General features: G+C 61.6%; 15 protein-coding genes and 1 CRISPR repeat array (1 of these 16 running past the window's edge). Of the genes, 7 read left to right on the top strand and 8 right to left on the bottom strand.

Annotated elements, in window-relative coordinates:
* Positions 1–123 precede the first annotated feature (123 nt).
* The 8 genes from phnE (L1073_RS08330) to glnA all read right to left on the bottom strand — a co-directional run bounded on the left by phnE (L1073_RS08330) (position 124) and on the right by glnA (position 8,725).
* Positions 124–957, bottom strand: a complete 834-nt coding sequence (gene phnE / locus L1073_RS08330) for a phosphonate ABC transporter, permease protein PhnE (RefSeq protein WP_246898370.1) — start codon at positions 955–957, stop codon at positions 124–126.
* Positions 954–1,763, bottom strand: a complete 810-nt coding sequence (gene phnE, locus L1073_RS08325) for a phosphonate ABC transporter, permease protein PhnE (protein ID WP_246898368.1) — start codon at positions 1,761–1,763, stop codon at positions 954–956. The genes phnE (L1073_RS08330) and phnE (L1073_RS08325) overlap by 4 nt, the downstream gene beginning before the upstream one ends.
* Entirely contained in the window at positions 1,760–2,581 is an 822-nt protein-coding gene (phnC, locus tag L1073_RS08320; RefSeq protein ID WP_246898367.1) for a phosphonate ABC transporter ATP-binding protein, read from the bottom strand. Before phnC ends, phnE (L1073_RS08325) begins: the two co-directional genes overlap by 4 nt.
* A 60-nt stretch (positions 2,582–2,641) precedes the next feature.
* Entirely contained in the window at positions 2,642–3,622 is a 981-nt protein-coding gene (gene phnD, locus L1073_RS08315) for a phosphate/phosphite/phosphonate ABC transporter substrate-binding protein (RefSeq protein WP_246898365.1), read from the bottom strand.
* 216 nt (positions 3,623–3,838) lie between these two features.
* A complete protein-coding gene (gene ntrC / locus L1073_RS08310) occupies positions 3,839–5,248 on the bottom strand; it encodes a nitrogen regulation protein NR(I) (protein WP_246898363.1) in 1,410 nt (469 codons plus the stop codon).
* A 15-nt stretch (positions 5,249–5,263) separates the two neighbouring features.
* On the bottom strand, positions 5,264–6,358 hold the full coding sequence (gene glnL / locus L1073_RS08305; RefSeq protein WP_246898361.1) for a nitrogen regulation protein NR(II): 1,095 nt from the start codon (positions 6,356–6,358) through the stop codon (positions 5,264–5,266).
* A 161-nt stretch (positions 6,359–6,519) separates the two neighbouring features.
* Positions 6,520–7,137 (bottom strand): DUF4124 domain-containing protein, encoded by a 618-nt coding sequence (locus L1073_RS08300; protein ID WP_246898359.1) that lies wholly within the window; start codon positions 7,135–7,137, stop codon positions 6,520–6,522.
* Positions 7,138–7,315: 178 nt separating this feature from the next.
* A complete protein-coding gene (gene glnA / locus L1073_RS08295; RefSeq protein ID WP_246898357.1) occupies positions 7,316–8,725 on the bottom strand; it encodes a glutamate--ammonia ligase in 1,410 nt (469 codons plus the stop codon).
* Between the two features lie 486 nt (positions 8,726–9,211).
* Between glnA and L1073_RS08290 the strand changes: the two genes are divergently transcribed.
* From L1073_RS08290 to L1073_RS08260, 7 genes are all read left to right on the top strand, one after another.
* Positions 9,212–10,174, top strand: coding sequence for a glycosyltransferase (locus tag L1073_RS08290; RefSeq protein WP_246898355.1), 963 nt, complete (start codon positions 9,212–9,214; stop codon positions 10,172–10,174).
* Positions 10,175–10,320: 146 nt separating this feature from the next.
* Entirely contained in the window at positions 10,321–11,313 is a 993-nt protein-coding gene (locus tag L1073_RS08285; RefSeq protein WP_246898353.1) for a polysaccharide deacetylase family protein, read from the top strand.
* Between the two features lie 268 nt (positions 11,314–11,581).
* Complete coding sequence (typA, locus tag L1073_RS08280) at positions 11,582–13,393, top strand: translational GTPase TypA (protein ID WP_246898352.1); 1,812 nt, start codon at positions 11,582–11,584, stop codon at positions 13,391–13,393.
* 289 nt (positions 13,394–13,682) lie between these two features.
* Complete coding sequence (locus L1073_RS08275; protein ID WP_246898350.1) at positions 13,683–14,957, top strand: dicarboxylate/amino acid:cation symporter; 1,275 nt, start codon at positions 13,683–13,685, stop codon at positions 14,955–14,957.
* A 281-nt stretch (positions 14,958–15,238) separates the two neighbouring features.
* Complete coding sequence (locus L1073_RS08270) at positions 15,239–15,868, top strand: OmpW/AlkL family protein (protein ID WP_246898349.1); 630 nt, start codon at positions 15,239–15,241, stop codon at positions 15,866–15,868.
* 90 nt (positions 15,869–15,958) lie between these two features.
* Positions 15,959–16,270 carry a hypothetical protein gene (locus L1073_RS08265; RefSeq protein ID WP_246898348.1) on the top strand — a complete coding sequence of 104 codons (312 nt, stop codon included), beginning with the start codon at positions 15,959–15,961 and terminating at the stop codon, positions 16,268–16,270.
* Positions 16,271–16,367: 97 nt separating this feature from the next.
* Positions 16,368–17,312: a glycerophosphodiester phosphodiesterase gene (locus L1073_RS08260; protein WP_246898345.1), complete on the top strand. Its 945-nt coding sequence runs from the start codon at positions 16,368–16,370 to the stop codon at positions 17,310–17,312.
* A 269-nt stretch (positions 17,313–17,581) separates the two neighbouring features.
* Positions 17,582–19,027: direct repeats of the CRISPR family, unit length 28 nt; unit sequence TTTCTGAGCTGCCTGGGCGGCAGCGCAC; it runs 3,511 nt beyond the window's last position.

Below are 19,027 nucleotides of genomic sequence, written 5' to 3'. Positions count from 1 at the left end.
ACAGGGGAACGCTTTCCGCTGACGAATTACCTGTCAAACATGGCGGAAAGACGTCGATTAGACCTTAGGAGGAGAAGGATATTACGCCGCTCGCCAAGATGCACGAGGCTTGCCGCATGTCGATCAAAGAATGGCATGGCGTACGCGCGCCGAAATCCACTCGCTGACGATCACCGTGCCCAGGATGAGCAGCAGAATCGTCGCCACCTGCGGCCAGGCCAGCACATTGATCGACGACTGCAGCTTGAGACCGATACCACCGGCGCCGACCAAGCCAAGAATGGTGCTCTCGCGGATGTTGATATCCCAGCGGAACATGGTGATACCCCAGAAGGCCGGCATGATCTGCGGCACGATGGCGTAATTGAGCCGCTGCATGGCACTCGCCCCCGTGGCGCTGACCGCTTCGACCTGGCGGATGTCGGTTTCCTCGATAGCCTCGTAGAGCAACTTGCCGACGAAGCCGATGGAACGCAGCGCAATCGCCACCACACCGGCGAGTAGCCCCGGTCCGATAATCGCCACCAGCAGCAAGGCCCAGATCAGCGAATTGATCGAGCGCGAGGCGACGATCACCCACAACGCCAGCGGCCTGATCAAGACCGTAGAGGGCGTGGTATTGCGCGCCGCAAGAAAGGCCACCGGCACCGCCATGATCACCCCGCCCAGCGTGCCCAGGGTGGCGATATTGAGCGTATCCCACAGGGGCTTCATCAGCTCGGGCAGATAACCCAAGTTCGGTGGCCACATGCGCGAACCGATATCGGCAGCCTGAGTCGGCGCATCGGCCACGAACACCCACATCGTCTCGGCGTTCATGACCTGCCAGCAATAGACGAATAGCGCGACCAGCGCCAGCCATCCGAACCACAAGGCCAGCCGGGCGCGCGGCGTGCGGAATGTCCAGATCTGAGCGTATGTCGCCGGTTCGGCGGTGTTAACGAGAGAGGGCTTCATTGCAGGAATCTTCTCAAATAGCTGGAGCCATACTCGGATAGCATGACGATAACGATAACGATCAGCAGGATGGCGCCGGCACTGTCGTATTCGTAACGGTCGATGGCGGTATTGAGCGTGGCGCCGATCCCGCCGGCGCCGACGATGCCGATCACCGCGCTTTCACGGAAGTTGATGTCCAGCCGGTACATCGACAAGCCGATCAGGCGCGGCATGACTTGCGGCTGGATGGCATAGTGCAGCACCTGCCACCATGACGCCCCCGTCGCACGCACCGCTTCGATCTGATGCATATCGCATTCTTCGATGTCTTCGGCGAGGAGCTTGGCGATGAAGCCGATCGAGGCGAATGATAACGTCATGAAACCCGCCAGCGGACCGAAGCCGAACATCGCCACCAGGAAGATCGCGATGATGACCTCCTGCAGCGAGCGGCTGACGGCAATGATCGTGCGACATACTCCATATACCGGCGCCGGCACCAGGTTGCGCGCGCCACCGATACCGATGGGCACCGAGATCAGAACCCCAACCACCGTCGCGGTCAGCGTCATGGTCAGGCTTTCGATCAACCCCTGGCGAATATCGCCCCAGCGGCTGGTGAAATCGGGTTGCAAGAACCCCTCCACGAAACGCTGTCCCCGGGCCAGGCCTTCCACCACCCGCGACCACTCTATATCCAGCGAGCCCACCGCCAGCACCAGATAAACGAGCGCCGCCCCCTGTACGACGAGCCGCCAGCGCCGATCGCGCAACATCCGTGGCGGACGCCGCCAGTGCATCGGATAGGTCGTCTCGAGACTCATCGTACGACCTCCGCCACACGCCGCGTGGCGTCCGCCTCGGCAGCCTGGTCTTCTTCGTGCTCGCGGCGCATCGCCGTCCAGTCCTCGGCACCGTAGATATCGCCGAGTACCGCTTCATCGAGCGCCGACGGTGCCCCGTCGAAGACCACCGCCCCCTCGCGCAAGCCGATGATGCGATGCATGAACTGCTGGGCCAGCGGCACGTCGTGAATATTGACGATGGCCGGCAATTCGCGCTCATCGCAGATCTCGATGATCAAGCGCATGATCTGACGGCTCGTCTTGGGGTCCAGGCTCGCGGTCGGCTCATCGACCAACAGCAACGCCGGCTCCTGCGCCAAGGCACGGGCGATGCCCACCCGCTGGCGCTGGCCGCCCGACAAGGCGTCGGCGCGTTTGTCGGCCTTTTCGAGCAACCCCACACGATCCAGCAGGCGATAGGCATTCTCGATATCGTGTCCCGGAAAGCGCCGCGTGAAACTGCGCCAGAACGGCACATAACCCAGGCGCCCGGAGAGCACGTTCTCCATCACGGTGAGGCGCTCGACCAGGGCATATTCCTGAAAGATCATGCCGATGCGCCGCCGTTGGCGACGCAACTCAGCGCGCCCCACCTGAGCGAGGTCGGTCTCACCGAGCAAGATACGGCCCGCACTGGGATCGACCAGGCGGTTGATGCAGCGAATCAGCGTCGACTTGCCGGCGCCGGAAGGCCCGATCAAGCCCGCCACCTGACCGCGTGGCACCATGAACGACACATCGCGCAGCGCCGCATCGCCGGTGGCATAGGTCTTGGAAAGTTGCTGGAGTTCTAGCATGTCATCCCCTTGGCTCCAAGCAGCGAACGGCGCTATAAACGCTGCCCGCCACCCGTCGGCTCACGAGCACTGGTACTTCACACCGTTGGCGTCGTCGATCTGCCGGATCACCGACCATTCTTTCTTGAAGGTGATGGGGATGAACTGCGATTCGCCGTTCTTGCCGAATTCCTCGGCCAGCGCGGAGTCTTCCCAGTCGAAGCTGAAGAACGCCTCCTTGATGGCCTCCTGCAATTCAGGCTTGAGGTCATGCGCCACGCCGTACCCCGTGGTCGGGAAGGTATCCGACTGGTAGATCACCTCGAGCTGGTCGGCATCGATCACATCCCGGTCGATCATGCGGTTCTTGACCGAGTTGGCGACAGTGGCGACTTCGTAGTCTTGATTGGCGACGCCCAGCACCGAGTTATCGTGCTTACCGGAGAATTCGACCTCGTAGTCCTCACCGGGCTTCATACCGAATTCCGAAGCCAGCAGCGCAGTGGGTGCCTTGTAGCCGGAATTCGAGGTCTCGGAGGTATGTGTCAGCGTGTGACCCTTGATATCCTCGACCTCGTCGATACCCGAGCCGGGATAGGTGATGATCTCCATCTCGTAGCCGAAGGAGCCATCGTCGGCGGCCATCATGGCGAAGGGTCGAAAGCCCGCGCAGGCCACCGCCAGCGGGTTGGAGCCGGTATTGAAACCGGCGACGTGCAAGCGTCCGGCGCGCATCGCCTCGATCTGGGCGGCGTTGGACTGCACGGGGAAGAACTGCACCTTCTTGCCGGTAACGTCTTCCATATGCTCGAGGAAGCCAGCCCACACATCCTTGTAGACGGCGGGATCTTCCACCGGCGTGTACGCGAAAACCAGCGTATCCGGATCGCGCTGCTGGGCCTCGTTTTCAGGAATATCGGCAACAAGATCGCCATCGTTGTCAGTGTAACGATCGCTGAGCTTGAAATCGGCCTGGGCAGTGGAAATGCCTGCGGCAAGCGCGGCAATGGTCAGCGTCAGCCCCAGAAAGGGGCGACCCAAGGGAAGCGTCTGCGTCAACATGAATTGTCACCTGGTTGCGAACAATGAACACCTCTTCATTGTTCGCCCCCACGGATGACAATCCCGCGACGCTTGGATGACGATACGATGACGATCAGACGACAGATCTGCCCCATCGCGTGGCGCTCAGTCGTCCGCCAGCGCTGGCAGCAACACCTTGAGTTTGCCCCGCCCTTGTCGAGAGCGGGTATTGCGGCCCCAGCCGAGCAGCCGGGACTATTCGTCCGCCAACGCCGGCAGCAACACCTTGAGCTTGCGCGTCAAAGTATTTCGACCCCAACCGAGCAGCTCAGCGGCATCGCCCTTGCGGCCACCGGTGTGCTTGAGCGCGGTCTCGATGAGGATGCGCTCGAAATCCGGCACTGCCTCCTCAAGCAGATGCGTATGCCCCGCCGCCAGAGCACGGTCGGCCCACTCACGAAAGGCGCCGCGCCAGTCGCCGCCGGCACTTTCGGTACCCTCAATATCACGCAGCTCCGGCGGCAGGTCCTCGACCAGCACCTCACGGCCCGACGCCATTACCGTCAGCCAACGGCAGGTATTCTCGAGCTGGCGCACGTTACCCGGCCATGGCAATTGCGTGAGATGCTGTTCGGCGTCCTGAGTCAGCACCTTGGGCTCGGTGGCCAGCTCCTTGGCGGCCTCGGCCAAGAAATGCTGCGCCAGGCGTGGAATGTCCTCACGCCGCTCGGCAAGACGCGGTAGATGGATACGAATCACGTTGAGGCGGTGAAACAGATCCTCGCGGAAGCGGCCGTCTTCGACCAGGCGCTCCAGGTGCTGGTGGGTCGCGGCGATGATACGCACGTCGACCTTGACCGGCATATGACCGCCGACCCGGTAGAACTCGCCATCGGCCAGTACGCGCAACAAGCGGGTCTGGGTCTCGGCGGGCATATCGCCGATCTCGTCGAGGAATAGCGTGCCGCCATCGGACTGCTCGAAACGCCCGTGACGCTGCGAGGTCGCCCCGGTGAAGGCGCCTTTTTCATGGCCGAAGAGTTCGGATTCCATCAAGTCCTTCGGGATCGCCGCCATGTTCAGCGCGATAAAGGGGCCGCCATGCCGTGGGCTATGCTGATGCAATGCCTGGGCGACACGCTCCTTGCCGGTCCCCGATTCGCCGTTGATCATTACCGTGATATGCGATTGCGAGAGCCGCCCGATGGCGCGGAAGACCTCCTGCATCGCCGGCGCTTCACCGATGATCTCCGCCGACAGGCCTTCCGGTACCGCCGCCGGCGCACGCCGCTCGCGGGCATGCGCCACGCCGCGGCGCACCAACGCCAAGGCCTCGTCGACATCGAACGGCTTGGGCAGGTACTCGAAGGCGCCGCCCTGATACGAGGCCACGGCGCTATCGAGGTCGGAATGCGCGGTCATCACGATCACCGGCAAGTCCGGGTGGCTTTCGCGAATGCGCGCCATCAGGTCCAGCCCGTCGAGCCCCGGCATGCGAATATCGGTCAGCAGGACATCCGGCGGTTGACGCAGGATCTGTTCCAGCGCGGTATCGGCGCGCTCAAAGCTTTGCACCTCGAGATCCGGCTGCGCCAGCGCGCGCTCCAGCACCCAGCGAATAGCGCGGTCATCGTCGACGATCATGATGCGTGCGACGTCAGTCATGGGGCCTCCCGAGCCTCAATGATGGCTCTCAAGCGGAATCAATAAACGAAATTCGGTGCACCCGGGCGCCGAGTCGCACTCGATCAAACCCTGATGCTGATGCAGGATCGACTGCGCGATGGAAAGCCCCAGGCCACTGCCCTCGGCGCGCCCCGAAACCATGGGATAGAACAGCGTCTCGCGCAGCGTCTCGGGGATGCCGGGGCCGTTATCGATGATGCCCAGCTCGCACACCAGCCGATGACGCTCGGCACCCAACGTGAACTGCCGCCGCGCCCGAGTGCGCAGGGTCAGACACGGGATGTCGATATCATGCTCTTCCATCGCCTGAACGGCGTTGCGGGCGACATTGAGCACCGCCTGGATCAACTGCGCCTCGTCGCCTTCCAGCTCCGGCAGGCTGGGGTCATAGTCGCGGACATACCGGGTGCGCGGATGCTCGGCCTCCAGCAAGGTCCGCACGCGTTCGAGTACCTTGTGGATGTTGAGCGGTTCGTGACGACTCATGCTGTTGGGCCCCAGCATGCGATCGACCAGGTCGCGCAGGCGGTCCGCCTCCTCGACGATGACCCGCGTGAACTCGGCGAGCTGCGGGTCGGGCAGATCGCGCTCGAGCAGTTGCGCCGCGCCACGGATGCCGCCCAGCGGATTCTTGACCTCGTGCGCCAGCCCGCGGGTGAGTACCTTGATGGTTTCCTGACGCGCGATCAGCGCCTCCTCGCGGGAAATACGCAGCAACCGGTCACGCGGCTCGATCTCGATCAACAACTCATCCGCGGACATCGGCGTCACGGTGAAATCCACCGTCGCCGACTCGCCGGACGGCAACGCGAGACTCGCCTCACGCTGGGTGAAGGGATGCAGCTCATCACGCGCCTTGAGCAACACCGCCTCGACGCAGCCGTCGACCCCCGCCAGGCTTTCCAGTCGCTGGCCCATGACACGTACCCGGCTAGTCGCCAGCAACGACTCGGCGGCCGGATTCATCCAACGCACATTCAGGGCACCATCGAGCAGCACTACCGCCGTCGTCAGGTGTTCCAGCAGTCGTTTTGGTTCGACCGAATATGGTGGTTCGAGCGCAGAGTGTGGCAAAGGAGGTTCCGGCATGTGCCATCCATTATCCATCGTCCATGTACGTTATCAGTGCAAAAAGCGCGCCAGTCTGATACCGCCCGGTATAGAGCAGTGCAGCCATCGGTACATATATCACTAACGCACCAAAATAGTGCAAAAAGAGAGAGGTAGACAGCGCCAGGCGCCAAATCGGCTCACTGGCTACCGTTGTCACCGTTGTTGCGGGGATTGTTGGGATTGGCAGGCAGGTAACGGCTGGCGCGTTGTACATAAAGCGTAATCGGAGCACTACGTTGGCGCACACGCCCCTCGGTATCGACGACTTCGACGCGCAGGGTATGCTCCCCGCGCACTAGTTCGGTGACCGAGAAGGTGGTCGCGTGCTGGGCCGCCCCACTCGCCTCACCATCGACGAGGATGCGTAGCCTATGCCCCTCACGCAGTTCGGGAGAGATCGCCACACGTACCTGGGTATCGCCCGCCGCACCGGTGGGCAGGGTCGATTCATCGCCGGGGGCCGCGATGGCGAGACGCTCGTAATCGGTGAAGGACGATTCGGCATCCGATTCCGCCTCGATCGCAGCGTCCGCTACCTGGCGATCGCGCTCCTCACGCGCCTGACTGGGCACCGTGTTCACCGTGCCGACGTTCACCTGCTCCCCTACCGGGCGGTCGGAAAAGGTCACGTTGCCTTGCGCATCGACGCTGCGATAGACCGGCGTCGCCTGCGCCGCCGAGATGCCCAACACCCCGGCCATAAGTAGCGCCCAAGCGCCTTTCAACAAGGCCAACGCGTTTTCCTCTCGGCGCATGCCGTTCTCCTCGAGCCAGTACCGAACGCTCAGTCTAGCGCACCTTGAACTTTCTCAACCACGACACGCCTCAACCACAACATGCCTCAATCACGATACGCCCTACGTAAAAGGCCCCGTCACATCGGACGGGGCCTCGGTCAGCGATGCTGCCTTGATAAGGCGCTATCGCGCAGGATCAGCAGCTATAGTACAGGTCGAACTCGACCGGGTGCGTCGCCATGCGCAGGCGGTCGACTTCTTCCTGCTTGAGCTCGAGGTAGGCGTCGATCATGCTATCGGTGAACACGTCGCCCTCAGTCAAGAAGGCGCGATCGGCGTTCAGTGCCTCCAGCGCCTGGTCGAGACTCTCGGCCACGGTGGGGATCGCCTTGCCTTCTTCCGGCGGCAGGTCATAGAGGTTCTTGTCCATCGCATCGCCAGGATGGATCTTGTTCTTGATGCCGTCGATACCCGCCATCAGCAGCGCAGAGAAGGCCAGGTACGGGTTGGCAGTCGGGTCGGGGAAACGGCACTCGACGCGCTTGCCCTTGGGGCTCGCGGTATACGGAATGCGGATCGACGCACTGCGGTTACGCGCGCTGTAGGCGAGCATGACCGGCGCCTCGAAGCCCGGCACCAGGCGCTTGTAGGAGTTGGTCGATGCGTTGGTGAAGGCATTCAAGGCACGCGCATGCTTGATGACACCGCCGATATAATACAGCGCGGTTTCGGACAGCCCGGCGTATTCGTCGCCGGCGAACATGTTGGCGCCGTCCTTCCAGAAGGACTGGTGCACGTGCATGCCGGAGCCATTGTCACCCACCAGCGGCTTGGGCATGAAGGTCGCGGTCTTGCCGTACGCGTGGGCCACATTGTGGATCACGTACTTCATTTCCTGAACTTCGTCGGCTTTCTTGACCAAGGTGTTGAACTTGACGCCGATCTCGTTCTGGCCGGCGTTGGCCACCTCGTGGTGATGCACCTCGACCGACTGGCCGATGGCTTCCAGGGTGTTGCACATTGCGCTGCGGATATCATGGAAGCTGTCCACCGGCGGCACCGGGAAATAGCCGCCCTTGACGCGCGGACGGTGCCCCAGATTGCCGCCTTCCACGTTGGTGGAGTCGGTCGCCCAGGCGCCTTCCTCGGAAGTGATCTTGTACATCGCGCCCTGAATATCGGCGTTCCAGTGCACTTCATCGAAGATGAAGAATTCCGGTTCCGGTCCGAAAAAGGCGGTGTCGCCCAGCCCGGTGGACTTCAGGTACGCCTCGGCGCGCTTGGCGATGGAACGCGGATCACGCTCATAACCCTGCATGGTGGCCGGCTCGATGATATCGCAACGCAGCACCAGAGTAGCGTCTTCGGTGAACGGGTCGAGATAACCGCTGCCATCTTCCGGGCGCAGGATCATGTCGGACTCATTGATGCCTTTCCAGCCTTCAATGGAGGAGCCATCGAACATTTGGCCGTCCTCGAAGAACTCATCATCGACGGCGCTGGCCGGAATCGTGACGTGCTGCTCCTTGCCCTTGGTATCGGTAAAGCGCAGATCCACCCACTTGATATCGTGTTCTTCGATCAGGGCGAGGGTCTTCTCGGACATGATTTCCTCCACTATGAGCCCACGGCTCGGGTCGTTTGCTTGCGTGTTCAACGTCGTTTGTAGCACGCCCGCCGGCAACTGCCCACGGGTATGCACTTTACGTTTTTCAATGCAGAAGGCATGCCAATCATTGAGCCATCTAAGTGCGCCTTCTATAACCGCATGATCCACCGAGAAAAAATAGACCATCTTGGCGCGTCGGCCAGCACCACTTTAGCGCCAGACGCGCCACATTAAAGTGCAGAGGCCTTTTAAAGCCCCGCAAAGGTGCAGTGCATCGCCCTTATGAACCAATATGGTGCAAGAGCATTCTCAGAGCCCGCTCGACGGCTGAGCATCGTAGCCTGTCAGGGTGCAATCGCGCAGGCCCGTAGTCAGTATCTCTTTAGAAAAACCAGCCCCGGCGATGATTGCCAGGGGTCGCGCCTCGCCCCAGTCTGTTAAGCAGCTCCCGACACGGGCTCTGATCCCAAGGCACTCCCAGCGATGCGCACTTACAGTCTGCTAATCGACGCCAGCCACACCCCCGAGCACCTGGAGCGCTGTCTGGGCGCCCTGGCACGCAGTATCGCGCGCTTCAGCGGACATACCGAGACGTTGGTACAACTCACGAGGCTCGATGAGTCCACCCAGCGCCTGCTGATTGAACGTAAGGTCCACTTCGCCGTGCTGCCCCAACATCGACAAGGCGCGCTTCGTCACCATGGCGCCAGCTATCTCAATGGCGATGTGCTGGTATTTCTGGACGCGGCACTCGAGGTGCCCGAGCACTGGCTCACCGGTCTCGCCAGTGCCTTCAGCCACCAAGCCGCCGACGCCATCGTCTGCGCCCAATACCCAGCTAATCCGCTACCGCCGCCGCTCGCCAGCTGGTATCTCAGCCGCACGCAACGCGGCTTCGAAGACCACCCCTGGGATTGGCCCACCGGTCAGTTGGCCATCACCCGCGAGTGGTACGAGCGTCTTGGAGGCCATGACCCGCGCCTCGAGGCAGGCGCCGACTTGGATATCCTCGTGCGTCTATGGCGTTGCCATGCGCACCTCTGCTGGCAGCACGCACCCTTGCTGATCGACCATGCAGCCCCACGCCGCCTCGTGCCCTGGTGGCGCCGGCAGCGCCGGCACCAGCGGCATTGTCTGTACATCTTCAGCGCCGCACGCCATCCGCGCTTCCTCGTCCCCCGCGTGAGTGCCGCACTCCTCCAGGGCACGAGCCTACCCCTGGCCTTGCTGCTATGGCTGCCCTTGTCACCGGGGGTGGGAATGGCCGGCCTGACCTTCAGCGCGCTTCCCGCAGGACTCATGGCTTGGCGCGACAACACACCGGCGCCGCGCATGGCCTACCGCGTTTACTGGTACCGCTGGAGCTTGCACGCCTTGCAGTTGACCGCCACCGGCGCGGCGCTGATGACATTTTGCCGGCGAGACAAGCCGGGACTGACTGGCTAAATCGAGACAAAGAGATATGCTGATAGATATCGTAACCTTCAGCACAACATCACCCTTCAAAGGAGCCCCTTGCCGTACGCGACAGGATGTCACCACGGCAACAACGCTTGGCACACCGAGCAACCAGCAGTGCGGAGGGACACGCCATGAGTCATCTCAGTCTTGCCCATGATGTCGTGCAGCGCCTGCGCGGGCACTGGCGACGCAACCTGAGCGAGCCGCTTCGTGGACGCAGCGCGGTTCTGGTCATCCAGCGCGTGTTGCCCGACGAAGCCGCCGCACGCCTGCCGCACCGGGCACCCTACTGCCTCGGCCCGGAAAGCTTTCGACGGCTGCTCGACCATCTCACCGACCACGCCCAGATCGTCTCCCTGGCCAGCGCCCGCCGTTTGCATCGCGACCCGATGCCACGCATCGCGCTGACCTTCGACGGCGGCTGGCGCGACACCGCTGAGGTCGCGCTACGGCAGCTCGAGCGCCTGGCATTGCCGGCCAGCATGTTTCTGACCACGGGCGATACCGGCCGTCCGCAAGGCGACTGGCGGATGACGCTCGGTGACATTCTCTGGGACGGCACTCAACCCACGCGCGTTCGCGAATGCCTCGGGGATGCCGGGCTCCCGCTCCCGCCGCCACGGCCCAGCCATCCGGACACCGCCTACAGCAGCGCATTGCACGACTATCTCGAACGACTTCCGCAGCAAGCCGCTCCATCGACGCTGGCTCGGCTCGGCGCGACCCTGGGTGCCGAGTTCGACACCGCGCCGCAAACGCTCGACCCCTTCAGTGTGCGCCGCCTGGAAAGCGACGGCCTGGTGCGATTCGGCGCGCGCGGCGTCGCCGCCACACCGCTAGATACCCTCGACGACCGTCAGATCCAATGGCAGATTCGCCATTCGCGTCGCCAACTCGGCGTGCTATGCCGCGACCCGTTGTCTTATTTTGCCTATCCGCAGCCGGAAGCGTCGCTTCGCATACGCCAACTGGCTCAGCGCTGCGGCGTTCAGGAAGCCCTGCATAGCCATGCCGGCTGGCTCTCGCATCGCGATGACCCGCTAGCATTGCCGCGCTTTCAGATCACGCAACCCGTTGCCAGCAGCGCGGGGCGTCTCTATGATTGGCTGCTCGGGCACCTCTAATGAGTGGATAGCCCTCTAGATCGGTACACTCGACCCCACGTCACGCGTCGCCCCCGACGCGATAATTGGCGATGGACGAGCGTGCCGCCATTTTTTTGCGTATTTTTTGCCCTGCCGTCCAAACGACCCAAGCCCCTGATAGTGCCACGGTTATCGTCGCACCAACGCGTCTTTTGTCGTGCCGCGCCTATTGGCAACGGTCATCAAACTGGCAGTCGTCGGCCCCCTGACCCTATAATACGGCCCAATTTTCAAGCAGGATCCCTACGTGATCGAGAACCTTCGCAACATCGCCATTATCGCCCACGTCGACCATGGCAAGACCACCCTGGTCGATCAACTCCTGAGTCAGTCCGGCACCCTCGACCGCAAGGCCGAAGGGCAAGAGCGCATCATGGACTCCAACGACCAGGAGAAAGAGCGCGGTATCACCATTCTGTCCAAGAATACCGCGATCCAGTGGCACGATTACCACATCAACATCGTCGACACGCCCGGACACGCCGACTTCGGTGGTGAGGTCGAGCGCGTCATGTCGATGGTCGATTCCGTACTGCTGATGGTGGATGCCGTCGACGGCCCCATGCCGCAGACGCGCTTCGTCACCCAGAAAGCCTTCGATCGCGGTTTGAAGCCCATCGTCGTCGTCAACAAGATCGACCGTCCCGGTGCGCGCCCTGATTGGGTCATCGACCAGATCTTCGATCTGTTCGACAACCTCGGCGCTACCGACGATCAGCTCGACTTCCCGATCATCTACTGCTCGGCGCTCAACGGCGTTGCCGGCATGGATCCGGAAACGCTCGAAGATGACATGACGCCGATGTTCCAGTCGATCGTCGATATCGTCGAACCGCCCAAGGTCGAACGTGATGGTCCGTTCCAGATGCAGATCTCCGCGCTCGACTACAACAGCTACGTCGGCGTCATCGGCCTGGGCCGCATCAAGCGCGGCAACGTGAGCCCGGGGCAGCAGATCAGCGTGATCTCCAAGGAAGGCAATGTCCGCAAGGGCAAGGTCGGCCAGATCATGACACACCTCGGCCTCGAGCGCGTGCAGACCGAAAAGGCCGAAGCCGGCGACATCATCTGCATCACCGGCATCAGCGATTTGGCGATCTCCGATACGCTGTGCGATCCGGCCAACGTCGAAGCGCTGCCCGTGCTGACCGTCGACGAGCCTACCGTCTCGATGACCTTCCAGGTCAACGACTCGCCGTTCGCCGGCAAGGAAGGCAAGTTCGTCACCAGCCGCAACATTCGTGACCGCCTCGAGCAGGAGCTGATCCACAACGTCGCGTTGCGTGTCGAGGAAGGCGAAACGCCCGAGAAGTTCAAGGTCTCCGGACGCGGCGAGCTACACCTTTCGGTGCTCATCGAAAGCATGCGCCGCGAGGGCTTCGAGCTGGCGGTGGGCCGCCCCGAGGTCATCATCCGCGAGGTCGATGGCGTCAAGCAGGAGCCCTACGAAGAAGTCATCATCGACTGCGAGGAGCAGCACCAAGGCGCGGTGATGGAAGAGCTCGGCTACCGCAAGGGCGAGATGACCAACATGAACCCGGATGGCAAGGGTCGTGTGCGCCTGGACTTCATCATCCCCGCGCGCGGGCTGATCGGCTTCCGTGGCCAGTTCCTGACGCTGACCTCCGGCACCGGCATCCTCACCAGCCGCTTCGACCATTACGGCCCGCTCAAGCCCGACGCCTCCGTCGAGCGTCGCAACGGCGTGCTGGTCTCCATGGCCCCCGGCAAGGCGCTGGCCTACGCGCTATTCGCCCTGCAGGATCGCGGCAAGCTGCTCGTCGAGCATGGCACCGAGGTCTACGAAGGCATGCTGATCGGCATCAATAACCGTGCCGACGACATGTCGGTCAATCCTACCAAGGCCAAGAAGCTCGATAACATGCGCTCCGCCGGCACCGACGAAGCCCTGGTGCTGACGCCGCCGATCCGCTTCAGCCTCGAGCAAGCCATCGAGTTCCTCGATGACGACGAACTGGTAGAGATCACCCCTGACCATATTCGTCTGCGCAAGAAGCACCTCACCGAGAACGAACGCAAGCGCGCCAAGAAGAAGTAACGGCGCCACGTACTCGGCAGGAACACGAAGCCCACCTCTTGGTGGGCTTCGTCGTTTTTGGGGCCAGCGTCGAAACCTATCTCAACGACGACAAGAACACTTTCGAATCAAAGACGGAAGATAACCGTCACAATTAATAGCGACTTGACGAAAGTTTTAACCACAAAACCACCCGTTTTATGAAAAAATAGAACCCTTTCCTATCTAAAAAATAGCATATTTTGCGGTAGCTTAGCGGTCCTCGTCCTATGTCCACCACAACACGATATAAACGGCAACGGAATCTGTCATGACAAATAACACCCATCCCAAGCAATCCAACTTCTGGCGGCGCATTCCCTTGTGGCAAAAAATCCTCGCCGGCCTGGCCCTGGGGATTCTCGCCGGGGCGCTACTGGGTGAAGACGCCACAGTGTTCAAGCCGATAGGCGATATCTTCATCAGCGCCATCAAGATGCTAATCGTGCCGCTAGTATTCACCACTCTGGTGGTCGGCATCACCTCGATGCGCGACCCACAGAAGATGGGGCGCATCGGGGCGCGCACCATAGGCCTATACCTCATCACAACTGCCTTCGCGATTGCCATCGGTCTGCTGGCCTCAACGCTCTTCCAGCCCGGTGTCGGCCTAGAGATGAGCTTCGACAAGCCCGTCGAGGCCAAGGAAGCACCAACCCTAGTCGAAATCCTTGTCGGCCTGGTGCCACAGAACCCTGTCGACGCTCTGGCCAATGGCAATATCATGCAGATCATCGTCTTCGCCATCGGCCTGGGTATCGCCCTGACGTTGATCGGCGACAAAGGCGAGCCGGTGGTGCGCGTCTTCGAGAGCTTCGCACAAGCCATGTATAAGCTCACCGAGATTGTCATGGCCTTCGCCCCGTTCGGGGTATTCGGCTTGATCGCCACCGTCTCGGGCAGCTATGGCATGGAGGTACTGCTGCCACTGGCCAAGGTGATCGGTGTCGCCTACCTCGCCAGCCTCGTGCATGTACTTGTGGTCTACAGCGGTTTACTCGCGTTTTTGGGACGCCTCAACCCTATGCGCTACCTACGCGGCATCCTCGATGCGCTGGTAGTCGCCTACTCCTCAGCATCATCGTCCGGCACTCTGCCCGTCTCGCTGCGCTGCGCACAGAAAAACCTCGGGGTCTCCGAGGGGGTTTCCGGCTTCGTACTACCCGTAGGAGCAACGATCAACATGGATGGCACCGCCATCTACCAGGGCGTGGTCGTCTTGTTTATCGCCCAGTTGGTCGGCGTCGACCTGTCGCTAATGGACTACGGCATGATCATCGCCACCGGCACTCTAGCTTCGATCGGCACCGCCGGCGTTCCCGGCGCCGGGCTGATCATGCTCTCCATCGTGCTGGCTCAGGTCGGCCTGCCGCTAGAAGCCATCGCCGTGGTCGCGGGCATCGACCGCATCCTCGATATGGCACGTACCAGCGTCAACGTCGCTGGCGACCTGATGGTCACCACGCTGGTCGGCAAGAGTGAAGGGGAACTAGATCTCAATATTTACAATGCCATCGACGAGGCATCAAACACCTCATTAAAATAAACCTTTAACATTAATAATTCATGTAATGTGAGTTAAATACAGAAAGAGATATTGGTTCCTGTATTGTCGCCTGTGTAACGGTGCCACGTACTCGACAGGAACACGAAGCCCACCTTTTGGTGGGCTTCGTCGTTTTCGGGGCCAGCGTCGACAGCCAAGGGGGCTGCGACATAAAACCACATTTTTTATGTGGTTATTTGGTTTAGGCTTGATGCATACGAAGCGCACGTCGCTTCCGAACCCACCCTAAACCAACTCGCCTCAAACCAAGGAGTCGCCCCATGCGCCGTGTACTGCTCGTTTCTTCTCTCGCCCTCACCGCCGCGCTCGTACCCGCCACCTCAGCGTTTGCCTACGGCCAAGGGGATTTCTACACCCGCTTCGGTGTCGCCAAGGTCGCCCCGCAAAGCGATAACGGTGACTTCGGCGCCCCGCTGAACATGAAGATCGACGCCGACGACGACAGCGGTTTCGCCTTTACCCTGGGGTATCGCTTCCAGGACAAGCTCGGCGTGGAACTGCTCGCCGCGCAACGCTTCGAGCATCAGGTGCGGCTCAACGGCAGCGACATGGCCAGCATCCACCACCTGCCGCCGACCCTCACGCTGCAGTATTACCCGCTGGGTGGCACCGACGCCCGCGTGCAGCCGTATCTCGGCGCCGGGATCAACTACACCCACTTCTCCGACGAAAAACTCGACGGCGGCGAGCTCGAACTCGACGATAGCTGGGGCGGCGCCGCGCAAGTCGGGGTCGACCTGCTGATCGACGACCACTGGGCGCTCAACGCCGCCGCCTGGTACCTGGATATCGACAGCGACGCCACCGCCACGCTCGACGGCAACGACTATCACGCCGACGTGGAGATCGACCCCATCGTGGTCATGGGCGGCCTCAGCTACCGGTTCTGACAGCCGCTCGTTGTGACAGCCGCACGGCTAGGCGTTCCACCATCTGGCGGGCTACCCTGTGAACACACACGGACGCAACAGGAGCCCGCCATGCACAAGCACATCGATTGGGACGCCCCCGGCAACGCCAGCGTGACCCGCCACTACGCCAGCGACAAGCAGCACGAAGTCCAGCCCCACCCCGGCATGATGCTCTCCGCCCGCTACCAAGGCATGGTGGTACGCGTCGAAGTCGAAGCCTACCGCGCAGACGACGTCCTCAGCATCGGCAAGGTCGCCGCCCTCATCGACACCCAAGGCAAGCGCCACCAGCGCCACGGCGATCTCAGCGTCGGCGACTTCGTCCGCCTTCCCGACGACAAACGCGCCTTGGAACCCACGCTCGAGGACGAAGAAGACTAGCGCGGCCGTGCGAGCCGCTGCCTTCATCGGCATCGGATTGCAGCACATACCCGGCCCCGGTTAGGTTGTTGCATAAACACTCAACAAAAGGATGACCATGTCGACTCTTCGCCCTGTGCTTTCGTCCACGCTGGCCCTGCTCGGCAGCGCCACACTCGTGGCGCCCGTGGCCGCCCAGACCGAGGCACTCGAACAGCAACGCCAGGATCTTCAGAATTTCCAGGTCATCGCTCACCGCGGAGCTAGCGGCCACGCCCCGGAACATACCTGGTACGCCTACGACAAAGCGCTCGCCATGGGCGCCGACTACCTTGAGCTGGATGTCCACATGAGTGCCGATGGGCGCCTGGTGGCCATTCACGACACCACCCTGGAACGCACCACCGATGGCCAAGGGCCGGTGAAGGAACACAGCCTCGACGAACTCAAGGCACTCGACGCCGGTAGTTGGTTCAACGCAGCCCACCCGGAATACGCCGACGACGCCTACGCCGGCGCCAAGCTGCTTACTCTGGACGAAGTCATCGACCGCTACGGTCAGGACGTGCGCTACTATATCGAGACCAAGTCACCCAAGGACTACCCCGAACTGCAAGACGCCCTGGTCAGCAAGCTCGAAGCCGAAGGCCTGGTGCAATCGGGCGCCGTGGTCATCCAATCCTTCAGCCAAGCCAGCCTGCAGGAAGTTCACGACCTCAACCCCGATATTCCGCTTGTCCAACTGCTCTGGTACTCCCCCAGCGAAGACGGCAACACCCTCGAGGAATGGACCGGCGTCACCCCCAGCCCAGCCGACATCACCGATGCCGACTTCCAAGCCATCGCCGACTACGCCGACGGCGTCGGCCCCAACGACCTTTACGAAGGTGAACCCGTCATCGACGCCGGCTTCATCGAGCAGGCCCACGCCAACGACCTGCTGGTGCACGTCTACACCATCAACGAAAAAGACCAGATGCGCCAACTGCTCGACTGGGGCGTCGACGGCCTCTTCACCAACTTTCCCGATCGGCTGAAGGAAGTACTGGCAGAAAAAGAGTAATAATTCAGGCGCCCGTCTCGTTCATCAGGCTCTCGTAAGGAATATTGAGCCCATCGTGAAGCCGCCGAATCATGCGCAGACTGAGCTTGCGCTTGCGGTTCAACACTTCGGACACGCGACCGCTCGGGCCGATATACTGTTGCTTGAGCCAAACGGGGGGGCATGCTCACGCCCTTGTCAGTGGTAATCCTCGTAGTTCACCACCTCGATGTTGTATAGCATATATATACGCTATACAAACCACGAACATCGCTTGCTTGATCGTGAGTTTTCTGAGCTGCCTGGGCGGCAGCGAACCTCGGGATCGGGCTGCCAATCGAGCGTCATCGTTTCTGAGCTGCCTGGGCGGCAGCGAACCCGGCACCGCCGGTTCCCAACGTGTTTGATTTTTTCTGAGCTGCCTGGGCGGCAGCGAACGTTGGAAGAACGCCATGAACTTCTCAAAAAACTTTCTGAGCTGCCTGGGCAGCAGCGCACGACAGAAGTTCCATGCGCGCATAAGAACTGGCTTTCTGAGCTGCCTGGGCGGCAGCGCACAATGGACGAGAGCGAGGCTGTCGAGTACGTGCTTTCTGAGCTGCCTGGGCGGCAGCGCACGTCGATCACCACCACGCCCTGCTTGCCGCGCATTTCTGAGCTGCCTGGGCGGCAGCGCACAGCCAATTTCACTCACGAACGCAAGTTCATGCCTTTCTGAGCTGCCTGGGCGGCAGCGCACAGGAAAGAAAATTTATCTTTCCGACCCCGCATTTTCTGAGCTGCCTGGGCGGCAGCGAACGTCGATCCCGATGACCCACTCAACGAGGACATTTTCTGAGCTGCCTGGGCGGCAGCGAACAATACGAAAAGCTCCGGCGGGTCGCCGGCGAATTTCTGAGCTGCCTGGGCGGCAGCGAACCGAGAGCGCGCCATGTACCCGCTTTGGGTCAATTTCTGAGCTGCCTGGGCGGCAGCAAACGGCACGTAGAGCGAGCGCCCGCCGGCGAACTGTTTCTGAGCTGCCTGGGCGGCAGCGAACCCCTGGCCACATGCGTCCGTGGTGCGTCCTCATTTCTGAGCTGCCTGGGCGGCAGCGAACGTCATCGGGCTAGCCTATGCCGTCTTTCTACTTTTCTGAGCTGCCTGGGCGGCAGCGAACCCCTACCGAATCACGAAACGCACTGCATAGAATTTCTGAGCTGCCTGGGCGGCAGCGAACTTGCTTTTGTGAGATTTGCCCGTCGCGCTGCAATTTCTGAGCTGCCTGGGCGGCAGCGAACAAGTATTAGGATCGGGTGTTACATGGAAGCACTTTTCTGAGCTGCCTGGGCGGCAGCGAACTGATTTTGTACATGTTGCTCGTGTTCCCCTTTTTTCTGAGCTGCCTGGGCGGCAGCGAACGGCGACCAGGTTCTGACCGAAATTGTCGATGCTTTCTGAGCTGCCTGGGCGGCAGCGAACGGCCAGGTCGCTCTGGGCGTCCTCGTCGCCCATTTCTGAGCTGCCTGGGCGGCAGCGAACTTGCAGCAAACCCCGTCGCGGCAAGATACGGGTTTTCTGAGCTGCCTGGGCGGCAGCGCACGAGCTGTCTCGCCGCATTGGGCAACCTGTGAATTTCTGAGCTGCCTGGGCGGCAGCGCACTTTGCGATGCAGCAGGTTCTCTACCGAACGGTTTTCTGAGCTGCCTGGGCGGCAGCGCACATGCCGCGTCTCTCTCATCAGGTTCGCCGGAATT

Source organism: Chromohalobacter nigrandesensis, assembly GCF_023061285.1.
GTDB classification, from domain to species: Bacteria; Pseudomonadota; Gammaproteobacteria; order Pseudomonadales; family Halomonadaceae; genus Chromohalobacter; species Chromohalobacter nigrandesensis.
Note: the sequence above shows the minus strand (reverse complement) of the source record. Positions and strands in the feature narration are given on the sequence as shown.

Excerpts from the sequence above, each read along its gene's own strand:
- phnE (WP_246898370.1), bottom strand. The coding sequence starts at position 957 with ATGAAGCCCTCTCTCGTTAACACCGCCGAACCGGCGACATACGCTCAG.
- phnE (WP_246898368.1), bottom strand. The coding sequence starts at position 1,763 with ATGAGTCTCGAGACGACCTATCCGATGCACTGGCGGCGTCCGCCACGG.
- phnC (WP_246898367.1), bottom strand. The coding sequence starts at position 2,581 with ATGCTAGAACTCCAGCAACTTTCCAAGACCTATGCCACCGGCGATGCG.
- phnD (WP_246898365.1), bottom strand. The coding sequence starts at position 3,622 with ATGTTGACGCAGACGCTTCCCTTGGGTCGCCCCTTTCTGGGGCTGACG.
- ntrC (WP_246898363.1), bottom strand. The coding sequence starts at position 5,248 with ATGACTGACGTCGCACGCATCATGATCGTCGACGATGACCGCGCTATT.
- glnL (WP_246898361.1), bottom strand. The coding sequence starts at position 6,358 with ATGCCGGAACCTCCTTTGCCACACTCTGCGCTCGAACCACCATATTCG.
- L1073_RS08300 (WP_246898359.1), bottom strand. The coding sequence starts at position 7,137 with ATGCGCCGAGAGGAAAACGCGTTGGCCTTGTTGAAAGGCGCTTGGGCG.
- glnA (WP_246898357.1), bottom strand. The coding sequence starts at position 8,725 with ATGTCCGAGAAGACCCTCGCCCTGATCGAAGAACACGATATCAAGTGG.
- L1073_RS08290 (WP_246898355.1), top strand. The coding sequence starts at position 9,212 with ATGCGCACTTACAGTCTGCTAATCGACGCCAGCCACACCCCCGAGCAC.
- L1073_RS08285 (WP_246898353.1), top strand. The coding sequence starts at position 10,321 with ATGAGTCATCTCAGTCTTGCCCATGATGTCGTGCAGCGCCTGCGCGGG.
- L1073_RS08275 (WP_246898350.1), top strand. The coding sequence starts at position 13,683 with ATGACAAATAACACCCATCCCAAGCAATCCAACTTCTGGCGGCGCATT.
- L1073_RS08270 (WP_246898349.1), top strand. The coding sequence starts at position 15,239 with ATGCGCCGTGTACTGCTCGTTTCTTCTCTCGCCCTCACCGCCGCGCTC.
- L1073_RS08265 (WP_246898348.1), top strand. The coding sequence starts at position 15,959 with ATGCACAAGCACATCGATTGGGACGCCCCCGGCAACGCCAGCGTGACC.
- L1073_RS08260 (WP_246898345.1), top strand. The coding sequence starts at position 16,368 with ATGTCGACTCTTCGCCCTGTGCTTTCGTCCACGCTGGCCCTGCTCGGC.